The organism is Lysobacter sp. TAB13 (genome assembly GCF_052113885.1).
Classification (GTDB): domain Bacteria; phylum Pseudomonadota; class Gammaproteobacteria; order Xanthomonadales; family Xanthomonadaceae; genus Lysobacter; species Lysobacter gummosus.
This window is the reverse complement of record NZ_JBFRDR010000002.1, coordinates 162,544-188,207: the sequence shown is the minus strand read 5'-3', so window position 1 is coordinate 188,207 and position 25,664 is coordinate 162,544. Positions and strand designations below refer to the sequence as shown.

24 protein-coding genes and 1 pseudogene are annotated in these 25,664 nt (G+C 67.7%); 7 read left to right on the top strand and 18 right to left on the bottom strand.

From position 1 onward, the window contains the following. Positions 1–40: 40 nt before the first annotated feature. The 3 genes from AB4Y92_RS03610 (at position 41) to AB4Y92_RS03600 (ending at position 2,269) form a co-directional block, all read left to right on the top strand. A complete protein-coding gene (locus AB4Y92_RS03610; protein WP_441818405.1) occupies positions 41–1,363 on the top strand; it encodes an ABC transporter ATP-binding protein in 1,323 nt (440 codons plus the stop codon). A 64-nt stretch (positions 1,364–1,427) separates the two neighbouring features. Beyond that, positions 1,428–2,144 (top strand): MgtC/SapB family protein, encoded by a 717-nt coding sequence (locus AB4Y92_RS03605; RefSeq protein ID WP_441818404.1) that lies wholly within the window; start codon positions 1,428–1,430, stop codon positions 2,142–2,144. After that, a complete protein-coding gene (locus tag AB4Y92_RS03600) occupies positions 2,120–2,269 on the top strand; it encodes a DUF6053 domain-containing protein (RefSeq protein ID WP_441818403.1) in 150 nt (49 codons plus the stop codon). The genes AB4Y92_RS03605 and AB4Y92_RS03600 overlap by 25 nt, the downstream gene beginning before the upstream one ends. 16 nt (positions 2,270–2,285) lie before the next feature. Here the strand turns inward: AB4Y92_RS03600 and AB4Y92_RS03595 are convergent, their stop codons facing one another. The 9 genes from AB4Y92_RS03595 to AB4Y92_RS03555 form a co-directional block, all read right to left on the bottom strand. Continuing rightward, positions 2,286–3,197, bottom strand: a complete 912-nt coding sequence (locus AB4Y92_RS03595) for an alpha/beta fold hydrolase (RefSeq protein WP_441818402.1) — start codon at positions 3,195–3,197, stop codon at positions 2,286–2,288. Between the two features lie 861 nt (positions 3,198–4,058). After that, on the bottom strand, positions 4,059–5,318 hold the full coding sequence (locus AB4Y92_RS03590; protein WP_441818584.1) for an RNA polymerase sigma factor: 1,260 nt from the start codon (positions 5,316–5,318) through the stop codon (positions 4,059–4,061). Positions 5,319–5,482: 164 nt separating this feature from the next. After that, positions 5,483–5,923, bottom strand: coding sequence for a VOC family protein (locus AB4Y92_RS03585; protein WP_441818401.1), 441 nt, complete (start codon positions 5,921–5,923; stop codon positions 5,483–5,485). 158 nt (positions 5,924–6,081) lie between these two features. Beyond that, positions 6,082–6,510, bottom strand: a complete 429-nt coding sequence (locus tag AB4Y92_RS03580) for a YciI family protein (RefSeq protein WP_441818400.1) — start codon at positions 6,508–6,510, stop codon at positions 6,082–6,084. 279 nt (positions 6,511–6,789) lie between these two features. Then, positions 6,790–9,558, bottom strand: a complete 2,769-nt coding sequence (locus AB4Y92_RS03575) for a TonB-dependent receptor (RefSeq protein ID WP_441818399.1) — start codon at positions 9,556–9,558, stop codon at positions 6,790–6,792. Positions 9,559–10,300: 742 nt separating this feature from the next. Further along, positions 10,301–13,069: a TonB-dependent receptor gene (locus tag AB4Y92_RS03570; RefSeq protein ID WP_441818398.1), complete on the bottom strand. Its 2,769-nt coding sequence runs from the start codon at positions 13,067–13,069 to the stop codon at positions 10,301–10,303. A gap of 363 nt (positions 13,070–13,432) precedes the next feature. After that, on the bottom strand, positions 13,433–13,747 hold the full coding sequence (locus AB4Y92_RS03565; protein ID WP_441818397.1) for a hypothetical protein: 315 nt from the start codon (positions 13,745–13,747) through the stop codon (positions 13,433–13,435). 67 nt (positions 13,748–13,814) lie between these two features. After that, positions 13,815–14,012 carry a hypothetical protein gene (locus AB4Y92_RS03560; protein ID WP_441818396.1) on the bottom strand — a complete coding sequence of 66 codons (198 nt, stop codon included), beginning with the start codon at positions 14,010–14,012 and terminating at the stop codon, positions 13,815–13,817. Between the two features lie 86 nt (positions 14,013–14,098). After that, a complete protein-coding gene (locus tag AB4Y92_RS03555) occupies positions 14,099–14,455 on the bottom strand; it encodes an ArsR/SmtB family transcription factor (RefSeq protein WP_057941224.1) in 357 nt (118 codons plus the stop codon). A gap of 344 nt (positions 14,456–14,799) precedes the next feature. Here AB4Y92_RS03555 and AB4Y92_RS03550 point away from each other — a divergent pair, with 344 nt between their 5' ends. After that, positions 14,800–15,915 carry a glycosyltransferase family 4 protein gene (locus tag AB4Y92_RS03550; protein WP_441818395.1) on the top strand — a complete coding sequence of 372 codons (1,116 nt, stop codon included), beginning with the start codon at positions 14,800–14,802 and terminating at the stop codon, positions 15,913–15,915. Between the two features lie 254 nt (positions 15,916–16,169). Here AB4Y92_RS03550 and AB4Y92_RS03545 read toward each other — a convergent pair whose 3' ends face one another. Next, positions 16,170–16,394: a hypothetical protein gene (locus AB4Y92_RS03545; protein WP_215121772.1), complete on the bottom strand. Its 225-nt coding sequence runs from the start codon at positions 16,392–16,394 to the stop codon at positions 16,170–16,172. Between the two features lie 475 nt (positions 16,395–16,869). Between AB4Y92_RS03545 and AB4Y92_RS03540 the strand changes: the two genes are divergently transcribed. Further along, the gene (locus AB4Y92_RS03540; RefSeq protein WP_441818394.1) at positions 16,870–18,099 is read left to right on the top strand and encodes an MFS transporter; all 1,230 of its coding nucleotides are present in this window, start codon (positions 16,870–16,872) and stop codon (positions 18,097–18,099) included. A gap of 10 nt (positions 18,100–18,109) precedes the next feature. Here the strand turns inward: AB4Y92_RS03540 and AB4Y92_RS03535 are convergent, their stop codons facing one another. Then, on the bottom strand, positions 18,110–19,222 hold the full coding sequence (locus AB4Y92_RS03535) for an acyltransferase family protein (protein WP_441818393.1): 1,113 nt from the start codon (positions 19,220–19,222) through the stop codon (positions 18,110–18,112). Between the two features lie 217 nt (positions 19,223–19,439). On the opposite strand from AB4Y92_RS03535, the gene AB4Y92_RS03530 reads away from it, so the two are divergent. Continuing rightward, entirely contained in the window at positions 19,440–19,658 is a 219-nt protein-coding gene (locus tag AB4Y92_RS03530) for a hypothetical protein (protein ID WP_441818392.1), read from the top strand. 92 nt (positions 19,659–19,750) lie between these two features. Further along, entirely contained in the window at positions 19,751–21,016 is a 1,266-nt protein-coding gene (locus AB4Y92_RS03525; RefSeq protein ID WP_441818391.1) for a hypothetical protein, read from the top strand. Between the two features lie 43 nt (positions 21,017–21,059). Here AB4Y92_RS03525 and AB4Y92_RS03520 read toward each other — a convergent pair. The 7 genes and pseudogenes from AB4Y92_RS03520 to AB4Y92_RS03490 all read right to left on the bottom strand — a co-directional run. Continuing rightward, positions 21,060–21,104 (bottom strand): annotated as a pseudogene (locus AB4Y92_RS03520) (DUF6053 domain-containing protein); the annotation flags it as partial. A gap of 25 nt (positions 21,105–21,129) precedes the next feature. Further along, a complete protein-coding gene (locus AB4Y92_RS03515; protein ID WP_441818390.1) occupies positions 21,130–21,879 on the bottom strand; it encodes a DUF6683 family protein in 750 nt (249 codons plus the stop codon). Between the two features lie 86 nt (positions 21,880–21,965). Next, positions 21,966–22,277, bottom strand: coding sequence for an EscF/YscF/HrpA family type III secretion system needle major subunit (locus AB4Y92_RS03510; protein ID WP_441818389.1), 312 nt, complete (start codon positions 22,275–22,277; stop codon positions 21,966–21,968). 152 nt (positions 22,278–22,429) lie between these two features. Next, positions 22,430–22,906 carry a hypothetical protein gene (locus AB4Y92_RS03505; RefSeq protein ID WP_441818388.1) on the bottom strand — a complete coding sequence of 159 codons (477 nt, stop codon included), beginning with the start codon at positions 22,904–22,906 and terminating at the stop codon, positions 22,430–22,432. A gap of 105 nt (positions 22,907–23,011) precedes the next feature. Further along, on the bottom strand, positions 23,012–23,797 hold the full coding sequence (locus tag AB4Y92_RS03500; RefSeq protein ID WP_441818387.1) for a hypothetical protein: 786 nt from the start codon (positions 23,795–23,797) through the stop codon (positions 23,012–23,014). 11 nt (positions 23,798–23,808) lie between these two features. Further along, positions 23,809–24,306, bottom strand: coding sequence for a hypothetical protein (locus AB4Y92_RS03495; protein WP_441818386.1), 498 nt, complete (start codon positions 24,304–24,306; stop codon positions 23,809–23,811). Then, a complete protein-coding gene (locus AB4Y92_RS03490; protein ID WP_441818385.1) occupies positions 24,303–25,655 on the bottom strand; it encodes a FliI/YscN family ATPase in 1,353 nt (450 codons plus the stop codon). The genes AB4Y92_RS03495 and AB4Y92_RS03490 overlap by 4 nt, the downstream gene beginning before the upstream one ends. Positions 25,656–25,664 lie beyond the last annotated feature (9 nt).

Sequence of the window (25,664 nt, the reverse complement as noted above, 5' to 3'; positions counted from 1 at the left end):
AAGCGAGCCGCGCGCTCGCGGATTTCATCGGAGCAACACCATGAACTTCTCCCACACCCTCAACACCCAATCCGCCGCGCTGGTCGAAGTGCGCGGCCTGCGCCAGAGCTACGACAAGGCCGGCGCGGCGCCGCTGCTGGTGCTCGATCGCGTCGATCTGACGTTGCGCGCCGGCGAGATCGTCGGCCTGCTCGGCCGTTCGGGCTCGGGCAAATCCACCTTGCTGCGCGCGATCGCCGGGCTGATCCGGCCCAGCGAAGGCGAGGTCGCGTTCTGCGGCACGCCCTTGTCGCAGGCGCCGGCCGACATCGCCATGGTGTTCCAAAGCTTCGCCCTGTTTCCGTGGCTGACGGTGCTGCAGAACGTCGAACTCGGCCTGGAAGCGCGCGGCATCGCGCCGGCGCTGTGCCGCCAGCGCGCGCTCGCGGCGATCGACCTGATCGGTCTGGACGGCTACGAAAGCGCGTATCCGAAGGAGCTGTCCGGCGGCATGCGCCAGCGCGTGGGCCTGGCGCGCGCGCTGGTGGTGCAGCCCAAGGTGCTGTTGATGGACGAGCCCTTCTCGGCGCTGGACGTGCTGACCGCGGAAACCCTGCGCACCGATCTGCTGGATCTGTGGAGCGAGGGCCGCATGCCGATCCAGGCGATGCTGATGGTCACGCACAACATCGAGGAAGCGGTGCTGATGTGCGACCGCATCGTGATCTTCGGTTCCAATCCGGGCCGGGTGGTCGATGAGATCCGGGTCGATCTGGCGCAACCGCGCGACCGTCTGGATCCGGTGTTCCGCGCCCTGGTCGATGCGATTTACGCGCGCATGACCGGCTCGCCCTCGGCGGTGGCGCCGCGCGAAGGCGGCGGCGCGCGCGCCGTTCTGGCCGCGGCCTTGCCGCAGGTGTCCAGCAATCTGATCGCCGGCCTGATCGAAGCCGTCGCCGCCGCGCCCTATCGCGGCCGCGCCGACTTGCCGGCATTGGCCGCGCATCTGCAGATGGAGGTGGACGAACTGTTTCCGATCGCCGAAAGCCTGCAACTGCTGCGGCTGGCCGAACTCGACGATGGCGACCTGCGCTTGAGCGAAGCCGGGCAACGGTTCGCCCAGGACGGCATCGACGCGCGCAAGCGGCTGTTCGCCCAGCAGTTGGCCGCCTACGTGCCGTTGGCCGCGCATATCCGCCGCGTACTCGACGAACGCGCTAGCCATCGCGCCCCGGCCGGGCGCTTTCGCGACGAACTCGAAGACCACATGTCGGCCGATTACGCCGCCTCGACCCTGCGCGCGGTCACGGCGTGGGCACGCTATGCGGAGTATTTCGCTTATGACGAAGACGCCGACCGCTTCAGCCTGGACAACCCCAGCTGAGCCGCGGCGGCCGCCGCTTCGCCTTCATCGCCCGCCGTACCGATCGCACCGAACGGAGTCGTCCATGCGTTTCATCCAGACCTTCCAGTTGTATCCGTTTCTCGACACCGTGCTGAGCCTGGCCGCGGCCTTCGTGCTCGGCACCTTGATCGGCGCCGAACGCCAGTACCGCCAGCGCACCGCGGGATTGCGCACCAACGTGCTGGTCGCGGTCGGCGCGGCGGCGTTTGTCGATCTGGGCATGCGCCTGGCCGGCAGCGTCGAGGCGGTACGGGTGATTTCCTATGTGGTGTCCGGCATCGGCTTTCTCGGCGCCGGCGTGATCATGAAGGAAGGCATGAACGTGCGCGGGCTCAACACCGCGGCGACCTTGTGGTGCTCGGCCGCGGTCGGCGCCTGCACCGGCGCGGACATGATCGCCGAAGGCGCGCTGCTGACCGGGTTCGTGATCGCCGGCAACACCTTGCTGCGGCCGCTGGTCAATGCGATCAACCGCATTCCGATCGATGAGCAGACCTCCGAGGCGACCTACGAGGTGCGCCTGACGGTCGAGCCCGAACTCGCGCCGGCCGCTCGCGAGGCCTTGGTCGAGCATCTGGAAGCGGCGAACTATCCGGTCGGCGATGTCGATCTGGACGAGCACGGCGAGACCTCGGTGGAGATCGTCGCGGTGTTGGTCAGCACCGCGGTCGATGCCGCCGAGTTGGATGCCGTGGTGGAGCGATTGCGTCGCCTGCCGGGGGTGACGCATGCGGCTTGGGAGTCGAGTACGCGCGATTGAAGTGCGCGGCGATCGGAGCGAAGAGCGTCGGGGCTGAAGCCCCTCCCACAACATACCTCGCAGTTTTTGTGGGAGGGGCTTCAGCCCCGACGCTTTCCTCTCAGCCGCGGGAAAGCGGCTTCTGAAAACGATGCAACGGCCCTAGGGCTTGTCGATGAATGCGCGCACCGCGGCAACCGTGGGCTGCGGGGCTTCTTCCATCAGCCAGTGGCCGGCGCCGGGAATGACGACCTCGCTGACATCGGTCGCGGCATTGCGCATCATCGACGCCACATCCGCGCCCGAGGATTTTTCGCCGCCGACGGCCAGCACCGGCATGGCGAGTTTGTTCGCCAGCACCGCGCGATTGTCCAGCGCGTCCTGGCGCATGGCGTGGAATTGGGCGAAGACCGAATGCATGCCTCCTGGGCGTGCGTACAACGCGGCGTAGTGACGACGCGTGGCTTCGTCGATCTTGCCCGGGTCGCCGGCGAACTCGTTCCAGAAACGGTCGAGGTAAATCCGCTCGCGGCCCGCCACCAGCCGCTCCATATCCTTGCCGCCGAAATCGAAGTGCCATTTCCCCGGATCGCGCAAGGTCTGCTCCCACGGCGGAATGCCCGGCAGGGGCGCGTCCATTATCACCAGCTTGTCGGTCAGTTGCGGGTAACGCACGGCATAGGCGAACGCGACCATGATTCCGATGTCGTGTCCAACCACGACGGCGTGGTCGATCCCCAGCATCTCCAATACCTGACGCACGTCGGCGGCCTGATTTTTCTTGTCGTAGCCGCCTTCCGGATGCGAAGACAGCCCCATGCCGCGCAGATCGGGTATCACCACCGTGTGGTCGCGCGCCAGCACGCCGGCCAGCGGCGCCCACATGTCGCCGGTGTCGCCCATCCCGTGCAACAACACGACGGCCGGGCCCTGTCCGCCGATGCGCACGTGCAAGGTGGCGCCGTTGGCGGCGATGTCCTGCGTGCGGAAAGACGCGGGAAAAGGCGGTACGCCGGCGGCGACGGGGAAACTCAGAGCGAACGCTAACACCGTGCCGATCAATGAACGCAACATGGCGATACTCCTGGGCGGGTGAGGTAGGCGCGAGCGATCCGAATCGGTGGAGCGCGGCGCCGCCTTGAATACTCAGGAGTTGCGCAACAACCATCAAGGTCTTGAGCGGTGCGTATCGAGCAACGCGGTAGTTCCGGTTTTCGACCTCCGGCCCGGTTTGCATCGCAATCGGAGGCGCTTTCGCGTCACCGCTTTGAAGAGATTGAGATGGCGGCGATCGTAGCGAAGAGCATCGGGCCTGAAAGGCCCTCCCACAACAGACTTCGCGGCCGCGGATATTTTTGTGGGAGGGCCTTCAGGCCCGACGCTCTTCGCTCAGTTGCTCGGAACTTTCGAAGCGATCTGGCCGTTGGCTCTTCGATATCGCGAAGTCTTTCATGCGCGATTGAGATAACAGCGATCGGGCCGAAGAGCATCGGGCCTGAAAGGCCCTCCCACAACAGACTTCGCGGCTGCGGATATTTTTGTGGGAGGGCCTTCAGGCCCGACGCTCTTCGCTCAGTTGTCCGGCGCTATCGAAGCGATCCACGGATTGATTCTTCAACATCGCGATGTCTTTCACTCGCAATTTGAAATAACAGCGATCGGGCCGAAGAGCATCGGGCCTGAAAGGCCCTCCCACAACAGACTTCGCGGCTGCGGATATTTTTGTGGGAGGGCCTTTAGGCCCGATGCTTTCCTCTCAGCTATCCGGCGCTATCAAAGCAATCCGCAGATTTATTCTTCAATATCGCGAAGTCTTTCGCTCGCGATTTTAGATGTCGGCGATCGGGTCGAAGAGCTTCGGGCCTGAAGGCCCTCCTACAAAAGACCTCGCGACACCGCTGACGGCGATGCCGCAAGCTCAACGCGATCCCGCGTTCACACGCTCTGCGCGGCGCGCCCCAACAGCAGCTCGCGCTCGCGCGCATTGCGCGTCAGCGCGGCGGCACGCTCGAACTCGGCTCGCGCTTCTTCGCGCCGGCCGAGTTTGAACAGCAGGTCGCCGCGCACGGTCGGCAGCAGGTGGTAGTGCTTCATCGACGGTTCGTCGAGCAAGGTGTCGACGAGGTCCAGGCCGGCCTGCGGGCCGAACGCCATCGACAGCGCCACGGCGCGATTGAGTTCGACCACCGGCGAGGGCGTGCGCAAGGCCAGTTGCTGATACAGCGCGGCGATGCGCGGCCACGGGGTGTCCTGCGCGGTGACCGCGCGCGCGTGGCAGGCGGCGATCGCGGCCTGCAGCGCGTACGGGCCGTTGGAACCGCTCAGCTGCACCGCGCGTTCGAGCGCGCTCAGGCCGCGCTGGATCTGGATGCGGTCCCAGCGCGAGCGGTCCTGGTCCAGCAGCAGGATCGGCTGGCCGTCCGGGGCGGTGCGCGCCTTCGCGCGCGAGGCCTGGATTTCCATCAGCGCGACCAAGCCGTGCACTTCGGCCTGGTTCGGCATCAGCCCGGCCAGGATGCGGCCCAGGCGCAAGGCGTCCTCGCACAGCCCCGGGCGCATCCAGTCGTCGCCGGCGGTGGCCGAATAGCCTTCGTTGAAGATCAGGTAGATCACTTCCAGCACCGAGGACAGGCGCTGGGCCAGTTCCTCGCCGCGCGGCACTTCGAACGGCACCTGCGCGTCGGCCAGGGTGCGCTTGGCGCGGACGATGCGCTGGGCGATGGTCGGTTCGCTGGCCAGGAACGCGCGCGCGATCTCATCGGTGGTCAGGCCGCCGAGCAGGCGCAGGGTCAGCGCCAGCCGCGCTTCGGTGGACAGCACCGGATGGCAGGAGATGAAGACCAGGCGCAGCAGATCGTCGCCGATGTCGTCGTCGAGCTTGTCGAAGAACGCTTCTTCGACCTCGTCCAGGCTGGACTCGATCTCGTAGCCGATTTCCTCGTGCTTGCGGTCGAGCAGCTTCTTGCGCCGCAGCCGGTCGATGGCGCGGTTCTTGGCGGTCTGCATCAGCCACGCGCCCGGGTTGTCGGGCACGCCGGTCTCGGGCCATTTCTCCAGGGCCACCACCAGCGCGTCCTGGGCGAGTTCTTCCGCCAGGCCGACGTCGCGCACCATGCGCGTCAGGCCGGCAATGAGTTTGGCCGATTCGATGCGCCATACGGCGTCGATGGCGCGGTGGGTGTCGGTGGCCGTCATGGCGACGGATGACACCACCTCGCGCGCCGGGTCGCAAGGGTCGTGGGCCGTAAGGCGTGTTTATGTTTACGAAAACCGCGCCGACGGCGATCCGTGCAGCGCCCACGACGGCGGGCGCGACGGCGCGAAGCCGCGCGCGCCGCGCCGTCGCAGCGGCGCCGGGTTCAGGCGGCCTGATCGGTCTCGACGCAGCCGATTTCCTCGACGCAGTTGATCATCCACGGCACGCCGAAGCGGTCGGTGACGATGCCGTAGGCCTTGGCCCAGAAGGTTTCCTGCAGCGGCATCTGCACGTTGCCGCCGTCGGCGAAGGCTTCAAACACGCGGCGCGCGATATCGGCATCGCCCAGGGTCAGGGCGACATGGGCGCCGTTGACGCCCTGGTACGGGTACAGCGGCGTGGCATCGGTGCCCATCAGGAAGAAGCCGTCGAGCTCGTAGCAGCCGTGCATGATCTTCTCGCGCTCCTCCGCGCTCAGCGATTCGCAGCCGGGGGTGTCGCCGAACGGCATCAGCGCGTGGATCTTGCCGCCCAGGGTCTTGAGGTAGAACTCGAAGGCCTGGCGGCAGTCGCCGTTGAAGGAGAGGTAGGTATTGAGTTGCATGGTGGCGGTGTCCTTTTGAATGTGTGTCGGGGGAACGCCGGTTCGTCGGCAGTCGCAGCGGCGCGCGGGCGGGGGAGGAAAGCGCGGCTGCTGTACTGACGACGAACCGGAACGGCATGGATCGACAAGGCGCGGCGAAAATTTTCCGCGCGCCGTGTTCAGGCCGGGCGGCCGGCGACCTGTTCACGCAGGCTGGCTTCGGCCGCGCGCAACTCCGGAGTCAGCTCGTCGCCGAAATCGGCCGGGTCGAACAACTGGCGCACTTCGATCTGCCCCTGCTCGCCCTGCAGGTTCGGTACGCGCTTGACCCACTCCAGCGCTTCTTCGAGCGAGCGCGCCTGGATCAGCCAGAACCCGGCGATCAGTTCCTTGGCCTCGGCGAAGGGCCCGTCCACCACCCGGCGGGCGCGGCCGTCGAAATACACCCGCGCGCCGCGCGAGCTGGGATGCAGGCCTTCGCCGGCGAGCAGGACCCCGGCCTTGACCAGTTCTTCGTTGTAGGCGCCCATGGCGGTGAGCAGTTCGGTGTCGGGCATCACCCCGGCTTCGGTGTCGGCAGTGGCTTTGACTATCAGCATGAATTTCATGGTCGTGGTCCTCGGGCTGGCAGCCACCGCGGCGTCCCGGCGGGACGCGGCGCGGCGGCTTATCAGGACGACGAACGGGTCGGCGCGGAATCGACACGGCCGGAAGCCGGCGAGCGGCGCGGACCCGGGTTCGGACCGCCGAACCGCGACGCGGTGCCGGTTTTCCGGGCCGCCGCCGCGCGCAAAAGAAAACGGCCCGTTCCGCCGCCAGGGGAACGGGCCGCAGCAGCGCAATCGCAGGACGGCGCACGCGCAGGCCTGAACGGCCGGAGAGACCGATCAGTCGAAGCTGTACTTCACCCCGACGGTGAAATAGCGGCCGATCGCACCGCTGGAGTGCATCGGGTTGTAGTTCACCGCGCCGTAGGTGAAGGCGTCGAGCGGGGCGATCTTGTCGGTCAGGTTCTGGATCGAACCGAACACCTCGATGCCGTCCACCGCCTTCCAGCGGCCGGACAGGTCGAAGGTGGTGAACGAGGGCAGGCGGCAACCGACGTTCGCCGTGCAGGTCTGGCTGGCGTCGTAGACGTTGCGGATGCCGGAGACATAATTGGCCACCGCGCTCAGGCTCATGCGGCCGTAGTCCCAGGTCGCGCCGAGGTTGATGCGGTCCTTCGGCGTGCCGATGCAGTTGGTCGCATCGCAGTTGCCGTGGCTGCCGACGAACTCGATCGTGCGGCCGTCGGCCTCTTCGCGCTCGAACTTGCTGACGTGGCTCCATTGCAGGTCCAGGCCCAGCTTGCCGTAGTCGCCCAACTCGAAGCTCTGGCGCACGTCCAGATCCACGCCCTGCACCGTGGTCCGGTTCGAGTTGATGTAGGCCGCCTGCGCGGCCAGCAAAGTGCCGGTGCCGGGTACGCCGCCCAGCAGGTCGTCGTTGCGCAGGATACGGCCGGCGGCGATCGCCGCGGCGGTGGTTTCCACGTTGATCTCGTTGCTGCGCACGATCTTCCAACCGTCCAGGGTGATCGTGGTGGTGGAGGTAGGTTCGAACACCAGGCCGACGGTGTAGCTCTTGGACTCCTCCGGCTTGAGCTGCGAATTGGGACTGATGATCAACGCCAGCGGCGTCGCGCAGTCGCTGGCGTTGGCGCCCGGTGCCGGTGCGCCGCCCGGGCAACGCACCGGATCGCGCGCGGTGGTGAACCCGACCAGGCCGCCCTTGCCCGACTCGGCCGGGTTCGGCGCGCGGAAGCCTTCGGCGTAGGTGCCGCGCAGCGAGAGCTGCTCCACCGGCTTCCACTTGAAGCCGAACTTCGGCGTGGTCGCGCTGTCGCCGTCCTTGTAGCTGTCGTAACGCACCGCGGCGGACAGTTCCAGGCTATCGAGCACCGGCGCCACCGCTTCGACATAGGCCGCGGCGACTTCCTGCTTGCCCGAGTACGCCGAATAGCCCAACCCGATGATCTGGCCCTGGTCGGTGTAGCTCTGCGGCGTCAGCTCGACCGTCTGACGCCGGTACTCGGCGCCCAGGGCGATGCCGAACGCGCCGCCGGGCAGATCGAACAGCGTGCGCGAACCCTTGGCGTCGAACAGGTCGAGCTTGGTCCGCGCGTCGGCGTGGATGGTCGGCGAAATATAGTCGTACAAGGCCTTGCTGTTCGCAGAAGCCTGCGTGCCCAGGCGCCAGTAGCCGCCCGGATTGGTGCCCGTGGTCAGCGCCTCGCGCACGCGGCCGTAGTGCAGGAACCCGGTGCGCTCGTTGCGCAGCGAGGTTTGCGAATGCAGGTAGGCGACATCCACGTCCCAACTGCCGGCGCTGCCCTTGATGCCGGCGAGAAAGCGGCTGAAACGGTTGTCGTTGCGTATCACGGCCGGACCGACGTCCCAGGCCGAGTAGCGCAGATTCGGCCGCTGCCCCGGGAACGGATTGTCCGGATGCGATTCGCCCAGCACGACCGCACCGGCACCGCTGCTGGCGTTGACCGGGCCACCGGGATAACCCCAGGCGCCCGACACTTGCGACGGGGTATTGACGAAGGTGGTCTTTTTCTTCGAATAACCGGCTTCGATGTAGGCCTCGAAGGTGTCCGACACAGTGAAAGTGCCGCGGCCGAACAGGTTCACGTACTTCTCTTCCGGGGTCAGGCTGCGGAACTCGCCGTGCTGCCACACGCAACCATGGCCCGGATCGGGCGCGAGCGAAGAGAACTTCGCGCAATCGGCCGCCGTGCCCAGCGATTGGTATACGCCGCCCGGACCGCGCACGTTGCCGACCGGGGAAGAGCTCGCCGAGGCGCCGTCCGGGGTGATGTAGCCGGACAGGAACTGGCTGGTGATGTCGTAGCCCCAGCGGCGGGTGTCGCCGGTGCCGATCCACTTGCGATCGGCGCGGTCGGAGACCTGGATTTCGTCGGTCTGGCTGCCCTCGATGTTGAAGAACATGTTGTAGCCGTCGTCGGCGAGCTTGCCGAAGCCGTGCGTAATCGAAGCCTTGGTCTGCTGGCCGTCGCCTTCCCCGGATACGCCGTAGGACATGCGCACGGTGCTGCCGGTGTATTCCTTGCGCAGGATGATGTTGATCACCCCGGCGATGGCGTCGGAGCCGTAAATAGCCGAAGCGCCATCCTTGAGCACTTCCACGCGCTCCACCGCGTCCATCGGAATGGTGCTCAGGTCGGTGAACACTTTCTGGCCGTCGTCGGCCAGGCCGAACGGCGCCATGCGGCGGCCGTTCAACAGCACCAGGGTCGAGCCCGCGCCCAGGCCGCGCAGCGATACCGCCGTGCCGCCGCCGGCGAAGCCGTTGCCGAAGCTCTTGGGAACCGAGCCGGCGCCGTCGGAGGTCAGCGTCTGCAGATATTCGGCGATGCTGGCCTTGCCGGTGCGGTCGATCTCCGCGCGCGTCACCACCTGCACCGGCGATGCGGTTTCCATGTCGCCGCGGCTGATATTGGAACCGGTGACTTCGATCCGGTCCAGCGTCGTCGCGTTGTCCTGCGCCTTCGGCTGCGGTGACTCCTGGGCCACGGCCATCGCCGGCAGGGCGATGAGACCGGCGGCGATGAGTGCGCGCCGGATGGCGTGGCTGAGCGTTGCGTACTGCATGATCGACTCCATGAGATTGAATTCAACGAACGGACGACAGAGATTTGAATGAGGCCGTACCCATTCGCAGCCGCCGCGCGGCTTAGATTCCGGCACTCGGCATGACATGAGCGCACGCGATGGAAGCGCCCGTGATCACCGTTGGATTCGCCCCCGCGACGACGCGCCTGACACGCGTCGCGCAACGAAAACTAAACGCTTGCGTCGCTACAGTCCATCGACCAAACCCCTTGAAATTCAGAGGTATTTAGTCTTCTGTGCCGGATCTGATCACGATGTGTGATGCGATGTTGATGGAAGAAATATTCAGTCCACATCGCCCGTGTTTTTATCGGCGATCTTTATTTTTTATATGCGACTCGATGGCGATTCGCCGGCACTGAAAGTCCGCATCGCGAGCGCGGGCCGCGACGCGCCGTATCGATGCGGCGCCCCATTCGCTACGCGGATTCATGCATCGGCGATGTTCGCAGCGGCGGCGATGCGCACGCTGGCCGCGATGGCGATCGCGACGGCGATCAAGCCGTGATGGTGATGATCAAGCCGTTGCGGCTTCGATCAGGCAGGGCCATCCGGCCGCGTTGCGCGGCACCGGCCTGGGGAACGATTCAGTCGGCGCATCGCCCGACGCGCCGCCGCGCGCAAAAGAAAACGGCCCGTTCCGCCGCGAGGGGAACGGGCCGGCAAAAGCGCGCCCACGAAGATGAAACGCGCAAAACGCCTTAACGGCTGGAGAGAGGGCTCAGTTGAAGGTGTATTTCACTCCGAGGGTGAAGTAGCGGCCGATCGCGCCGCTGGAGTGCATCGGGTTGTAGTTGATCGCGCCGTAGGTCAGCGGATCCAGCGGCGCGATCTTGTCGGTCAGGTTCTGGATCGAACCGAATACTTCCACGCCGTCCTGCGCTTTCCAGCGTCCGGACAGATCGAAGGTGGTGAACGAAGGAATCCGGCAACCGCCCGGCGCTTCGGTGCCGTCGGCGTAACGGCTGGCGCAGGTGCCGCCCTTGGAGCGCACGTTCTTGAAGCTGGAGACGTAGTTGGCGATGCCGCTGAGGCTGAAGTTGCCGATTTCCCAGGTCGCGCCGAAGTTGATCTTGTCCTTGGGCGTGCCGATGCAGTTGGTGACGTCGCAATTGCCGTGGGTGCCGGCGAATTCCAGCTTGCTGCCGTCTTCTTCCTCGCGCTCGAAGCTGCTGACGTGGCTCCACTGCAGATCCAGGTTGAGCTTGCCGTGCGCGCTCAGATCGAAACGCTGGCGCACGTCCAGATCGACGCCGCGCACCGTGGTCGAGGCCGAATTGACGTAGTTGGCCAGCGCGGCGAGCAAGGTGCCGCTGTTGGGCTGGCCCGGCAGGTTGTTGTCGCTGCGGATCACGTGGCCGGCGGCGATCGCCGCGTCGGTGGTTTCCACGTTGATCTCGTTGGTGCGCTCGATCTTCCAGCCGTCCAGAGTCACCGTGGTGTTGGGCGTGGGCTCGAACACCAGGCCGACGGTGTAGCTCTTGGATTCTTCCGGCTTGAGGTCGGGGTTGGGGCTGGTGATCACCGCGATCTGGATGTCGCAATCGCGCACGCTGCCGCCCGGCGCCGGATTGCCGCCGGGGCACCGCAGCGAATCGGCGGCGGCGGCGAAACCGGCCAGGCCGCCCTTGCCCGATTCGGCCGGGTTGGGCGCGCGGAAACCTTCCGCGTAGGTCGCGCGCAGCGCCAGTTGCTGGATCGGCTGCCACTTCACGCCGAACTTGGGCGTGGTGGCGTTGTCGCCGCCCTTGTAGCTGTCGAAGCGCACCGCGCCGGACAGCTCCAGGCTTTCCAGCACCGGCGCGACCACTTCGGCGTAAGCCGCGGCGACTTCCTGCGTGCCGCTGTAGGACGAATAGCCCAGGCCGATGATGTCGCCGATGTCGGTGTAGGTCTGCGGCTTGAGTTCGGCCTTCTGCCGCCGCCATTCCGCGCCCAGGGCGACACCGAGCGAGCCGCCCTTCAAGTCCATCAGCGAGCGCGAGCCCTTGATGTCGAACAGATCCAGCGTGGTCTTGCCGTCGGCGTGGATGGTCGGCGAGATGTAGTCGTACAACGCCTGCGAGTTGAGGTTGGCGTTCTGGCCGATGCGCCAGTAGCCGCCCGGGCCGGTGCCGTTGGTGAGCGCGTCGCGCACCGCGCTGTAGCGCAGGAAGCCGTCGCGGGTGTTGGTCAGGTCGCTCTGCGAATGCAGATAGGCCACGTCCATGTCCCAGGCGCCGGCGGTGCCTTTGATGCCGGCGAGGATGCGGCTGAATTCGCTATCGCTGCGGATGATGCGCGGGCCGACGTCGAACGCGGCGTAGCGCAGGTTCGCGCTCTGGCCGGGGAAGGGATTGTCGGGATGATTCGGTCCCAGCACCACCGCGCCGTCGCCGGAATCGGCGTTGACCGGGCCGCCGGGATAGCCCCAGGCGCCGGAGACGGTCGATGGAGTGTTGTAGAAGGTGCTCTTCTTCTTCGAATACCCGGCTTCGACATACGCCTCGAAATTATCCGAAATGGCGAAGGTGCCGCGGCCGAACAGATTCACGTACTTCTCTTCGGGCGTGAGGCTGTTGAACTGGCCCGACTGCCACAGACAGCCGCCGGCCGGGTCCTGCGGCGTCACTGGCGAGAGCTGCGCGCAGCCGGGCAGGCCCACGTACTGGCCGGTGCCGGGATTCTTGACGCTGCCGGCCGGCGATTGCGTGGCATCGCCGTCGAGGATGTAGCCGTTCATGAAACGCTTGGTCTGGCTGTAGCCCCAGCGGCGCGCATCGCCGGTGCCGATCCACTTGCGGTCGCGGCGGTCGGCGACCTGGATTTCGTCGGTCTGGCTGCCTTCGATGTTGAAGAACACGTTGTAGCGATCTTCGGCGAGGTTGCCGAAGCCGAAGGTGACCGAGGCTTTCGCCTGCTGGCCGTCGCCTTCGCCGGACACGCCGTAGGAACTGCGCACGGTGACGCCGTTGAATTCCTTGCGCAGGATGATGTTGACCACCCCGGCGATGGCGTCGGAGCCGTAAATGGCCGAGGCGCCGTCCTTGAGCACTTCCACGCGTTCCACCGCGTCGAGCGGAATGGTGCTGAGGTCGGTGAATACTTTCTGGCCGTCGTCGGCCAGGCCGTAGGGCGCGGTGCGGCGGCCGTTCAACAGCACCAGGGTCGAACCCGCGCCGAGCCCGCGCAGCGAAATGCCGGTGCCGCCGGCGGCGAAACCGGTGCCGTAGCTGCGCGGCACCGAGCCGGAGCCATCGGTGGTGAGGGTCTGCAGGTATTCGGCGATGGTCGCCTTGCCGGTGCGGTCGATCTCTTCGCGACTGACGACCTGGACCGGCGATGCGGTCTCCATGTCGCCGCGGCTGATGTTGGAACCGGTGACTTCGATGCGGTCGAGCGTGGTGGTGGGCGGCGCATCCTGCGCGTAGGCCGCAGCCGGTGCGACGCTGGCGATGGTGGCGGCGAACAGCGCGCGGCGGATAGCGCGGCTGAGGGTGGCGTGCGGCATGGTCGGCTCCTGTGACTGGATTCCCTGGGGTACTGCGATGACGACGATCAGTTTCAAAAATACCGGCGCGCGCCGTTGTGCAGCGCGATAAACAACGCTGCGCGCGAGCACGTAACCGGATGTGCATCGGTTGCGAAATCGCGGGAAATACGGCTTTTTCTGTCGATCCCCTGCATCGACGCCGAACAGCGGCGCGTCGCGACCATGGCCGCGACGCGCGAACACCGACGTTAATGCTTGGCGGTGAACTCGTACTTGGACGAAGGTCCGTTTCAGCGTCACGCAACTTTGCGGAGTGTGTCGAACGGATGCGCGGCGCGATGCGATCGCGTGTCGGCGGTGGCGATGCGCGATGAAGAGTTGCTAGGTACGGGCGGCTTGCGTGAGGGGCGACGCGTGCGCGGCGCTGCAGGATGCGAGGCGATGCTGAGCGTGTTGGATATGCATCGAAATGCGATCGCTGCAGTCGCGCCGACCGTGATGCGGCGATGCGGCATGAACGCCGCACGCTAACCGCGACAACGCACTCGTATCGCCCGCACACACGGCGATGTGCTCGGATTGCGATTGTGCTTGGCTGCGCTTGCGATTGCCTTCGATGCGATGACACACATCGAGCACAAGGTGCACGAAGCGCACGACATGCTCGGTCACCTCAGGATCGACGAACGCGTGCACGCGCCAACGCCGGCAGCATCACGGCGCGCGCCGCCGACAACCGTTGATCGAACCGCGACGCCGCGACTCAGGCGCGCGCGGGTTTGCCCGGTTTGGCCGCAACCTCGGTCGCGCCGGAATTCGCAGGCGCAGCCGGTGCAGCATGCGCGCCGACGGTCACCCGGATCGCGCTGGCGAGCGGACTGGGCAAGCCGCAGCACGGCGCGCGCGCGGACGGGTCCGGCGCGCCGCCGGGCTTGCGCGCGGGCGAGCCGGCGTCAGCCATGGGCGTGCTCCGGCCGGCGCGCGGCAAGGATGCGGGCGCGGCCCATCGGGAGCCGGCCCATCGGGAACTGGCCGAACCGCAGCCGGCTACTCGGTTTCGTGCCCATGCGATGCCTCTGCGCTGGCCTGCAACTGGATCAGGTAGTCGTCGAGCCGCTGCAGGCGCTGGTCCCAGAACTGCCGGTAGCGGTCCAGCCAGCCTTCGACCTCCTGCAGCCGCGCGGTTTCCAGCCGGCACGGGCGCCACTGCGCCTCGCGGCCGCGCGCGATCAGGCCGGCGCGCTCGAGCACCTTGATGTGCTTGGAGATCGCCGGAAGGCTCATCTGGAAAGGTTCGGCCAACTCGGTCACGCCGGCTTCGCCGCTGGCGAGGCGGGCCAGAATCGCGCGCCGGGTCGGATCGGCCAGGGCGGCGAACGTGGTGCTGAGCGAATCGGCGGGCATATGAACTGAACCAATAGGTTAAATAGCTCGGGTAATAAAGGCCCGACCGCCTCAGGGTGTCAAGCGCGTCGTGACGGCGCCGTCAGACGCCGGCCTGAACCGGGACCCGATTTCGTTCAGCATCTTCATGAACGGACTCAAAGATGACTGCTCTTACGATGGCCGGTGGTCACATAATAAATGTGACGATGTTCGCACTAATGGAGAGAAGCTGACTCGGCTGCATGTCCCGTTAGTCGTTCTGCCCAGGGCCTGCAGCAACCGATGAAGCTTCCGTATTCCAACGCGATCTTCGCTTCCGCGCGGCCGGGCATCCCGGCGCCGCCCTCGCCCGCGAGGCCGGCATGCGCATAGGCCTGGACTACCGCGCCGCGACCGCGGCCCCGCACAGCGCGCCCGGTCGCCAGGTGCTGGCGCTGGAACGCGCCCTCCGCCGCCGCGCCGATACCGAGACGGTGTTGTTCACCGAAGCCCCGGTCGGCCACCCGCACCGCGCCATCGCGGTCGCCGCCGACCTGCTGCCCGCCTCGCTGGCGGACGAACCCGGCCTGCGCCGGCGCTGGCGCTACGAGGCCGGCTTCCTGCCCTCGGCGCTGCGCGAGGAGCGCATCGACGTCTATATCGCTACCGCCAACGGCGGCCTGCCGGTCTGGCGCAAGCCGGCGGCGGTGCGTCAGGTGTTGTTGCTGCACGACCTGTTCCGGCTGACCCTGCGCCGCCCGCACACCTCGCGCTGGCGCGCGCTGGCCGCGCGGCTGATCGACGAGGCCCGCATCGGCCGCTCGATCGCCGCCGCCGACGCGATCTGGACGCCCTCGCGCTATACCACCGCCGAATGCGGCCGCCTGTACCCGGCGCATGCGCACAAGCTCTACGTGCTGCCCGATTCGGTCGCGCCGCTGCCGGCGCCGGCCGAACGCGGCCAGATGGAGCTGCCGCTGCCGCCGCGTTACTGGCTGCTGGTCGGCACGCGCGAGCCGCGCAAGAACGCCGACTTGTTCCTGCGCGCGTGGCTGGACGCGCGCCGCCAGCACTACGACACCCCGGATCTGGTTGTGGTCGGCGCCGCGCACGATGTCGCGCCGGAGCTGCAGCGGCTCAACGGCGTGCACTGGTTTTCGATGGTCGACGACGCCGAACTGGCGCGCCTGTACCAAGACGCCGAGCGCCTGTGGCAGCCGTCCTACGCGGAAGGCTTCGGCCTGCCGGTGCTGGAGGCGCTGGCCGCCGGCACGCCGGTCGCGGTGGCCGAAGGCGGCGCGCTGGAAGAAGTCGCGCCGGTGGATATGCCGCGCTTCGATCCGCACGACCGCCACCAGCTGGCGCAGTTGATGATCCGGCTGAGCCGCGAGTCGGTGGTCGGCAGCGCCGAACAGCGCCGCGCCTTCGCGCAACGCTTCGCGCCCAATGCCTATGCGGCGCGGGTGGCTGCGTTGCTGGATGAGTTGCTCAAGAAGTAGGGGCTGCGCCAATTCGCCAAGCCGTCATTCCCGCGAACGCGGGGCTGCGCTTTACTTTGGCGGAGCCGAACATCCAGAGGCTTCAGCGTCATCCCTCCAGAACGTCATTCCCGCGAAAGCGGGAATCCAGCGACTTCAGGCGTTCTCGCACGAAAGGCCCTGGATTCCCGCTTTCGCGGGAATGACGAGCAAGAAGCACCTCGAAGATTACGAACAACCTTCAAGCCACCTTCGCGATCATGATCGCCGCCACCTCACTCGTAAGGCGCGTGCTGCAGACCCTGCCTGGCGATCATGCGATTGATGTTGGACACCACGTGCCCGCGTTCGGTCCGCGGGGTCACCGTCAGCAGGCGTTCGATCAGGCTGTCCACGCGCGGCCAGAACACCGTGTCGTCGCGCCAATGCCGGCGCCATATCGGCAAGGCGGCACTGAGCTGGCATAGATCGCCATCGAGTTCGGCGCGGGTTCGGTGCATGGTCACTCCCCTGGCTGCGGCGGGAAAACCCGCCCTTCGGTACGACAGTCGCGGCTCGCGCCGGACAGTTGGATTCACCGTTCCTGCCGGGGGAAGCAGGGCGGACCGATCAGGACGGCAGGTCGCGGACAACACCGGGTATCACCGGCGTGCCATCCACCTTCCTGGATGCTCACTGACACGAACGCGTTTATGCGCAGCTTGCCCCACCTTAGATCACCAAGTTTTTGTAAGAAAAGTGACAGTAGTCACGCCTTGCGTGCCTGGTAACGACGCGCTGCACTGGGGAGCAGCGTAACCGGGCACGGTCTGCGCGGCTGCGACGGGCCGGCGCGACGGGTCCGCCCGGGTCGCAGCGGCTCGCGCTAGAAGGCACCGGCCCGCCGTGGATCGCACTGTTCCGGCGTCTCGCGTTGACCTGAAGTTTGGTTGAGGTCGCAAGGTGGCCGCCATCGTCCCCACAGCGACCGCGCGCATGAAATCCCTGGCCCTGACCTCTCCCCTCCCCGCCGCTCCCGCCATCGCGCGCACCGACTGGCTCGCGGTCGCGGCGGTGTTCTTCGGCGGACTGGTCGCCGCGCTGCAGGTCGGCAAGACCGCCATCGCCCTGCCCGCGCTCAGCGCCGACCTCGGCCTGGATCTGCGCTCGGGCGGCTGGGTGATGGCGGTGTTCGGCCTGCTCGGGCTGTTCGCCAGCATGCCGGCCGGCGCGCTGGTGGCGCGGCTGGGCGATCGCAGCCTGCAGGTCGCCGGATTGGCGGCGATGGCGCTGGGCAGCGCGCTCGGCAGTCAGGCCCACAGCCTGCAGGCGCTGCTGGCCACGCGCGTACTCGAGGGCGCCGGCTTCCTGCTGTTCGCGGTCGCCGGCGCCAGCGTGCTGCAGCGTCTGTCGAAGCCGCAGGACCGCAATACGGTGTTCGCGATATGGAGCTGCTACATGCCCGCCGGCATGGCCCTGGCGCTGGCCACCGGCGCGGCGCTGGACGGCTGGCGCGGTTACTGGGAACTCAACGCGTTGCTGTGCGCGGCGGCCGCGGCGGTGCTGTGGTTCGGCGTGCGCGGCGCGCAGACGCCGGCCGCGCCGGCGCCGTGGCGGCAGACCGCGCGCGACGCGCTGGCGGTGGCCGGCGCGCGCGGGCCGCTGCTGCTGGCGCTGGTGTTCGCCCTGTACGCGCTGCAGTTCTACGCGATGCTGAGTTTCCTGCCGACCTTGCTGATGCAGCGCATGCAGGTCTCGGCCGCCGACGCCGGCCTGCTCAGCGCGGTCGCGGTGGGTTCCAACGTGATCGGCAATCTCGCCGCCGGCGCGCTGCTGCGCCGCGGCGCGCAGCGCTGGATGCTGATCGCGCTGGCGAGCGCGGCGATGGGCGCCAGCGCGGTCGGCGCGTTCGCGCTGGGCCTGCCGGCGCCGTGGGTGTTCGCGTTGTGCGTGCTGTTCTCGATGGCCGGCGGCCTGCTGCCGGCCAGCACGATCGGCGGCGCCGCGCAGTTGGTGCCCAGCCCGGCCCTGATCGCGGTGGCGGTGGGCCTGCTGATGCAGGGCAGCTACCTGGGCCAGGTGATCGGGCCGCCGCTGTTCGGCAGCGTGGTGCAGGCGGCCGGTTGGCCGGCGGCGTCGATTCCGGTCGCGCTGGCCGCGCTCGGCGCGATCGCCGCGGCGTTCGCGCTGCGGCGCAGCTTCGCCCACGAGGCCGCGCGCGGCTGAGCCGCCGCGCTCAGGCGTTGGCGGTCACGGCGGCGTCCGCCGATTGCGCGCGGCGATGCGCCAGCCGCTCGCGCAGGCGCAAGAACGGCCGCTCCACGGCGTAATGCAGCAACGCGCCGCTGAGCAACGCGGCCGCCGCATATGCGCCGAAGGCGAGCAGGCCGTTGGCTTCCAGCGATTCGCCGTAAGCGCGCGAAACCAGGCCGAACATCGCCTTGTGGGTCAGGTACAGACTGAACGAAGTCGCCGCCAACCAGCCCGCGCCGGGCACGCGCAGGCGTCCGGTCCAGCGTTGTTCCGACGCGCCCGCCGCGACCAACAGCGCCAGTCCGAACGACACCAGTGGGAATCCCAGCACCGAGGACATCAGGCCCAGACGATCTTGCGATACCGCGATCGCCGCGGCCACGCCGATCACGCCCAGCAGCGCCAGCCAACCCGAGCGGCGCATCATCGCTTCCCACCAGCGCGGCCGATACGCGCGAATCGCCGCGAGCACGACGCCGAACAGCAGACCGTCCAGACGCATCCAGGTCGGGTAATAGACATTTTCGACCCAGGCGTTGGAACCGTCGGGCAGGCTGATCCGCCAGACCCAGGCGCGCAGCAGCATGCCGCCGCCGACCAGCAGCGCCACCACCAGGCCGGTCTTCCATAGCGCCGGCTTGCGCGTCAACGCGATCGCCAGCAGCGGAAACACCAGATAGAAATGCTCTTCCACGCACAACGACCACGCGTGCGAGAACGCCTTGTTGTGTTCGTAGTCGATCAGCAGGTTCAGGCTGAAGCTCAGGAACTGCCAGGCCGGCTGCATGCCCGGCCGTTCGCGGAAGTCCGGCCACAACAGGTACAAGGCCAGCACCACCCAGAACGCCGGCAGCACGCGGAAGGCGCGGCGCAGATAGAAATCGCCGAACGACAGCCGCCGGCCCTGGCTCAGCGGCCGCAGCACCTGCCAGCCGATCAGATAGCCGCTGAGCGCGAAGAACAGGTCCACGCCCATCCAGCCGAACTGCGACATCGGCATCCACGGCGAGCCCAGCCCGGCCATCGCGGCATGAAAGAACATCACCCAAACGATCGCGATCGCGCGCAGCAGATCGAGGCCGGGCAGTCGGCTCATCTTGATTCCAGTAGTGGGGTTACGACAGAGGGCGTGGCTGCGAGACATCGCGATCTTGCGTTGCGAACTTGCGTCGCGAGCGAAGACCGCGTGCACAGTCTCGCGTAAGCACAACGAGGCGACAAGAGCATTTGCGCGCGCCACGCGTCTGCGTTGCCACCTTTGCGCAGCGTTCTGCGCGGGCGGCGCGCGGCGTGCCGGCAAGTTCGATTCGACGATGATTTTTCGTCGCGCGATTCGCATCGCGATGGCCGGTGCGGCGACGACGACGCCGATCGAAGCCGCGGCCGATGAGCCGCGCGCTGATGCCGCGACGCGGCGTGTCTCGACCGTTGCCGAGGCGACGGACGCACCCCGCACGCACATTCATCGTGGCCGTTGCGCAAGCCTTCCTTCGCGATGCTTGAATGACATCGAAGGCATGCCGCGAACCTAGGGTCGGCCCGAGGATGTCCCGGCGCGTGTCCGGCATTACCGTCGAACGGCACGCCACGCTCTTGGCGGATGTTCCTGCGCACGAGTACGGCCATGTCCGGTATCAACTTCAATCCAGGTTCGGGCAATCCTCTCGGCAACCTGCTGGGCCTGGGCGGCGGCAAGCCCGGAAACCTGCCGGGCGGCCCGCAACCGCCCAGCCTGAACCTTCCCGGCGGCCCCGACCTGGGCGTGCCCGGGCCCGAAGGCGGATTGCCGGGTCCGGACGGCCACCTGCCGCTGGATCTGTCCAAACCCCACGACGGCCTGCCCAACAACTCCCTGCCGAACAACGGCCTGCCCGGCACCGATACCCAGCCCGGCAGCAATCTGAGCAACAACCCGCTGCTCAATCCGGACAACCCGTCCAGCCGCCTGCTGCAGGGCCAGTCGGCGCAGGGCAACAACAACAACGTCAATCCGTTCAACAACGGCCCGACCCAATACCCGGCGCCGACGCTGTCCGAGCGCGCGCTCAACAACGCCGCGCAGTACGCTCAGCTCGACCGCCCGGTGGTGAACTACGGCGCGGTCCAGGCGAGCGGCGCCAGCGCCCAGAGCGCCAACGCCCAGACCGCGACGATCGGCGCGCCGATGGCCTCCAACGGCGCGGCCTCCGGGGCCGCGGCCGGCTCGGCGGCGGCCGCCGCCAACACGACCACCACCAACGTGGCGCCGACGCTGACCCTGGTCGCCAACAACACGCCCAACGCGATCCCGGCCGCGCCGATGGCCGGCTCGCTGTCGCAGGACGCGCTGGCCGCGCAGCAGAGCATGTTCGCGCGCATGAACACCCTGCAGCACGCCAACGCGCCGGCCAACACCGCCGCCAACGCACCGCCGCCGCCGTCGGAGACTTCCGCGACGCTGCAGTCGGTCAGCACCAACACCATCAACAACGATCCGCGCTCGCTGCCGCTCAACGCCAACGACCGCGCGGTCCAGCAGCGCGGCGACAACGCGCCCAACCAGATGACCTACACCGGCGAAGGCTCGACGCGGCGCGCGGGCCGGCGCGGCGGCGGCGTCGACAACGCCACCTTGACCCACTGGCTGTGGAGCTTCGGCCGCGGCGGCACCCACCGCCCGACCCACGACCGCGAGCCCGAGCGGGAAGTGGTGCGCGCGCTGCAGTGGCTGTTCTGGGTGCTGACCGTGGTCGCCTACGCCTGCCTGGCGTTCGCGGTGATCCTGCTGCTGCCCAGCGGAAGCCTGGTCAGCGAGCGCGTCAGCACCGGCGGCAGCGGCCTGGCCCTGTTCCTGGGCGTCGCCGTGGCGGCCGGCGCGTGGTGGCTGGGACGGCGCCTCAACCGGCGCTAGCGCGCTGGTGGGAGAGCCTTGAGCAGGCGCTTATGGAGGAGCTTCAGCCGGCTGTTGTGGGAGGGGCTTCAGCCCCGATGCTCTTCGCTCAGACAACGAAGAAGCCCAAAGCACTACCGCACCAACCCCTCGGCAGTGAAGCGATACCCCTGCAGATCGATACCGAGCGTACGGCGAATATCCTCGCGCGCCGCCTGTGCGAACAGCGTCTGCGTCTGCGGCTCGGGCTTGCGCGCGAACCCGTCCACCTTCTCGGCCAAGTTCAACGACCGGAACAGGAAGTCGTCCGCGACCCACTGCCGCTGATCCGGCGCCAGCTTGGCCAGCACGCCGTTGTCGGCGAACGAGCCGCGCATCTGATCGCGCAAGGCCAGCAGCGCCTTGCCGGCGGGCATCGGCGCCTGATGCACCAGCGCCCAGTTCACCGCGACGTGATACGCGGCGATGTCGGCGAGGTTATCGTTGGACAGGCCCTGGCCCGGCAGGGTACGGGCGAAACGCTGGCGGTAGTCGGCGCCGGCCGAGCGGCGGGCGAAGTCGTCGGCGACGGTCTTGCTCTGCTGGCGCATCGCCGCGATCAGCGCCGCGCGCACGCGCTCGGTGGTGGCCGGATCGCGGCGGAACGCCAGCTCGGCCGCGGCCTTGGCGACGGCGGGCTTGGCGCTGCCGGCGCTCGCGACCGGGGCGCCGCTGCGCTTGCTCAGCGAACGGTTGATCGCCGCGTTGACCGCGGCGGTGCCGGCCACGTTCTGCATCGACTGCATGGACGCATTGAACGCGTCCATCTGCGGCTGATAGTCCTGCGCGAAGGCCGCGCCGGCCGACATCGACAAGGCGCAAGCCAGCGCGGAGACACCGCGCACTGGCGATCGCCAGGACCGCACAAACGCGAAAGGAGCGAAGCCAGGCTTCGCTCCTTTCTTGAGCCGCGGGTAACGCGGCTGTGTCATCAGCCCTTGCGAGCGGTGTTCGCGTTGGTGTCGCCGATGGTCTTCACCACGTTGGTGAAGGTGTTCATCATCAGCTGGAACTCCGACACCAGGGCCTGAGTCTTGAGCATGTCCGAGGGCTTGGCGTCGGCCGGCAGGTTCTCGATCGACTTGGTCATCTCGGCGGCCTTCTTGTCGGCCAGCTTGCCGGTCAGTTCGGCGATCGCCATCAGCCAGCCCTTCGCGCCGCTGGACTTGGCTTCATGGGTCTTGTTCTCGACTTCCTGGTTGGCCAGGGAGTTGACGAACATCGCATTCACGTCGTTGCTCATGGTCTTCTCCAATGCAGTGCGTTGTTTGAGATAGAGCAGTTCCGCCGTGTGGTGCGAACCAGCCCCTGCTTTCTGGTGCCCATATTCCGGGGCGCCCGGGGGGCCTACAAGCTATGGCGTACCCTAGGTGCCGCAGTGCGTCAGGACGCGTTTCAGCCGCCGTTTCCCCAGGGATTGCGCGGCGCCGGCTTGCGCGCGGAGGCGCGCGAATCCGAATTTGCGACCGGCGTCGCGACCTGGCTGGCCTTGCGCTGCGCATTGCGCTGATTCAGCCATACCGCGGCGGCCTCTTCGCCCTCGTCGCGGCGGCGGCGCGAGTACTCCACCGCGTCCTTGACCGCGTCGCGGCGCAGCGGCTCCAGGGTGTCGTCGAAGCGGCGGATCTGGAACTCGCGCTCGCTCGCGTCCACGCCGGGCATCAGCACATCCACGGCGGCGGCCCAGTCGTTGCGCAGGACTTCCGGATCGAGCTCGATCGGCGCGTCCAGATCCTGCTGGTCCAGCGCTTCGTTGAAGTGATGCAGCAGGAAGCTGCGATCGTCAGCGCTGAGCTCGGCCTGTTCCTGCAACAGGTTTTCGAAGGAAGCCCGCAACTGGCGGCGCTGGTCGTCGGCGTTCGGGGTGGTCATGGTGGTGGCGATCCATCGGGTTGGGTGAACGGGGCGTCCGCGCGCAGCGCGGACAGTGAGGCCGTCAGCCCGGGCAGAACCGGGCCGGCGGCGAAGGCGGGGCGGTCAGTCGTGGAAATGCGGATCGATGCTGAGCTGGCCCAGGTTGCGCGAGGCGAAGCGGCGCATCAGTTCCGGGCCGGCTTCGCGGATCGCGTCATAGCTGGAGCGCGAACGCGAATCGGCGCGCAGCTGCCAGCCTTCGGCGGTCTTGGTCAACAGCAGATCGGTGCCGGGCAGGGTCTGATCCGACAGCCGCAACAGCACCTGGCCTTTCTCGCCGCCGGCGCCGCCGTCGCTGACCGCGAGCTGGCGCACGTGGCGCTCGATCAGGTCGGCGAACGCGGCCGCGTTGGAATTGGGTTGCATCGGCGCGGCCGGAGCGGCGTTGTCGGCGCGCATGGCCAACTGCGCCTGCCACATCGCGGAGGCTTCCGAGGTCGGCTGCTGGTTGTTGTCGGGGCGGTCGAATCCGACGGTGTGGCGGGTCTCGTCGCGGTTCTTGCGCTCGGCGACCTGCTGGCGCGCCTGATCGGTCGCGGCCTGGTTGCGGGTTTCGTCCGCGCTCGCCTCGCGCTCGTCGCCGCGCCGGGCCTGGCCCTTGTCGCCGACCAGATCCTTGAGCAGCGATTGCTGGCCCTCGCCTTCGGCTTCGCCGCCGACCTGGCCGTCCAGGCCGGGCTTCTGGCCGAGCGCCTGACGCTGCTGCATCAGCGAGCGGAACTGATCCACCGTCTCGGCCGCCGGCGGCTGACGCGGCCCGTCCTGGCGCTGGGTCTTGCTCGCCTCTTGCGCCGCTTCGGTGCGCTTGGCCGATTCATGGTTCGAGGAGCTGTTGCGTATCGTGCTCATGGCGACCTCGGTCAGAAATTGCCGTTGTTGCTGGAGTTCTGGCGCGCGGCCAGCAGCAGATCGGCGGACAGGGCTTCCTCGCGGCGCTGGGTGATCGCGTTTTGTTCCTTGCGCCACACGTCCTTACGTTTTTCCAGTGCGTCCAGCCGCGCCTTGGCGCGGAAGAAGGCTTTGCGCGATTCGTCCAGCGCCGCTTCGGCTTCGCGCAGCTTGCCTTGCGCGTCGGCCAGGCGCTGGCGCGCGGCCACCACCAGTTCGGCCAGATGGTCGATATGCGCTTCGCGCTGCGACATCGCCATCGGCCAGGACACGCCCGGCGGCGGCGGGTCGAGCAGGCGCAGGCGCTGGTCGGCGCGCTCATGCTGCAGGGAAGTGATTTCGCCCTCGATCGCGGTGCAGGCATCGCGCCGCTCCTGCACCTGGCGCTGGCGTTCCAGCACCACCATGCGCGCGGTCTCGACCCGGTGCGCGCGCAGCTGCAGCAATGTATGCAACGGATAGCGTTTCATCCGAACAACCTGCGCAGAGCGTCGATGGATTGTTTGTAGTCGGCCAGATCGTTGGCCGACTGCTTCAGCAACTTGCGGATCGGCTCGATCTTCTCGATGGCGATATCGGCCTCGGCGTCGCTGCCGCGCTTGTATTCGCCCAGCTGCAGCAGCAGTTCGATGTCCTGATGCTTGGCCAGGTACTTGCGCAGTTGGCCGGCGGCGCGCTGATGGCCTTCGTCGGCCACCCGCGGCATGGTCCGGCTCAAGCTGGTCAGCACGTCGATGGCCGGGTAGTGATAGGCGGCGGCGAGCTTGCGCGACAGCACGATGTGGCCGTCGAGAATCGAGCGCACTTCCTCGGCGACCGGATCGTCGCCGTCCTCGCCTTCCATCAGCACCGTGTAGAACGCGGTGATGCTGCCCTTGTCGTTGTTGCCGGCGCGCTCGAACAAACGCGGCATGGCGCTGAACACCGACGGCGGAAAACCGCGCCGCGCCGGCGGTTCGCCGATCGCCAGGCCGACATCGCGCAAGGCGCGGGCGAACCGCGTCACCGAGTCCACCAGCAGCATCACCCGCTTGCCGCGATCGCGGAAATACTCGGAGATGGCGGTGGCCACCCAGGCCGCGCGGCTGCGCTCGAGCGCGGGCCGGTCGGAGGTGGCGACCACGATGATCGACTTCTTCAGGCCTTCTTCGCCCAGATTGTCGTGGATGAATTCGTTGACTTCGCGGCCGCGCTCGCCGACCAGGGCGATCACGTTGACGTCGGCGTCGCCGCCGCGCGCGAGCATGCCGAGCAAGGTGCTCTTGCCGCCGCCGGCGACGGCGAAGATGCCCAGGCGCTGGCCGACGCCGGCGGTCATCACCGTGTCGATCGCGCGCACGCCGGTCGCGAACGGCCGGTCGATGAGCGTGCGCGCCAGCGGATTGGGCGAGGCGGCGTAGATCGGAATCTGCACGGTCGGGCCGAACGAGCCGCGGCCGTCGATGGCATCGCCGTTGGCGTCGAGAATGCGGCCGAGCAAACCGTCGCCGGCGCGCACCGAGGCCTGGCGGCCGGTGGCGATGACTTCGGTGTCGTGCGACAGGCCGTCGAGCGCGCCCAGCGGCGTCAGCAGGGTGTGCTGGCGCGACACGCCGACCACTTCGGCCATCAGGCGGAAACCGCGGTCGCGCGGGTTACGCAGCTCGCACAGCTCGCCGATCATCGCCTTCAGGCCGGTGGCGCGGATCATCGTGCCGTAGGCTTCCGCGACCTTGCCCACGCGCACCACGCTGGGCACGCGCGCCAGCGCGGTCAGCAGCGGATCTTGCTGCGCCGGCGCGGGCACCGGTTGCAGGATGGTGCGCTGCAGGTTGCTCATCGCCCGCCT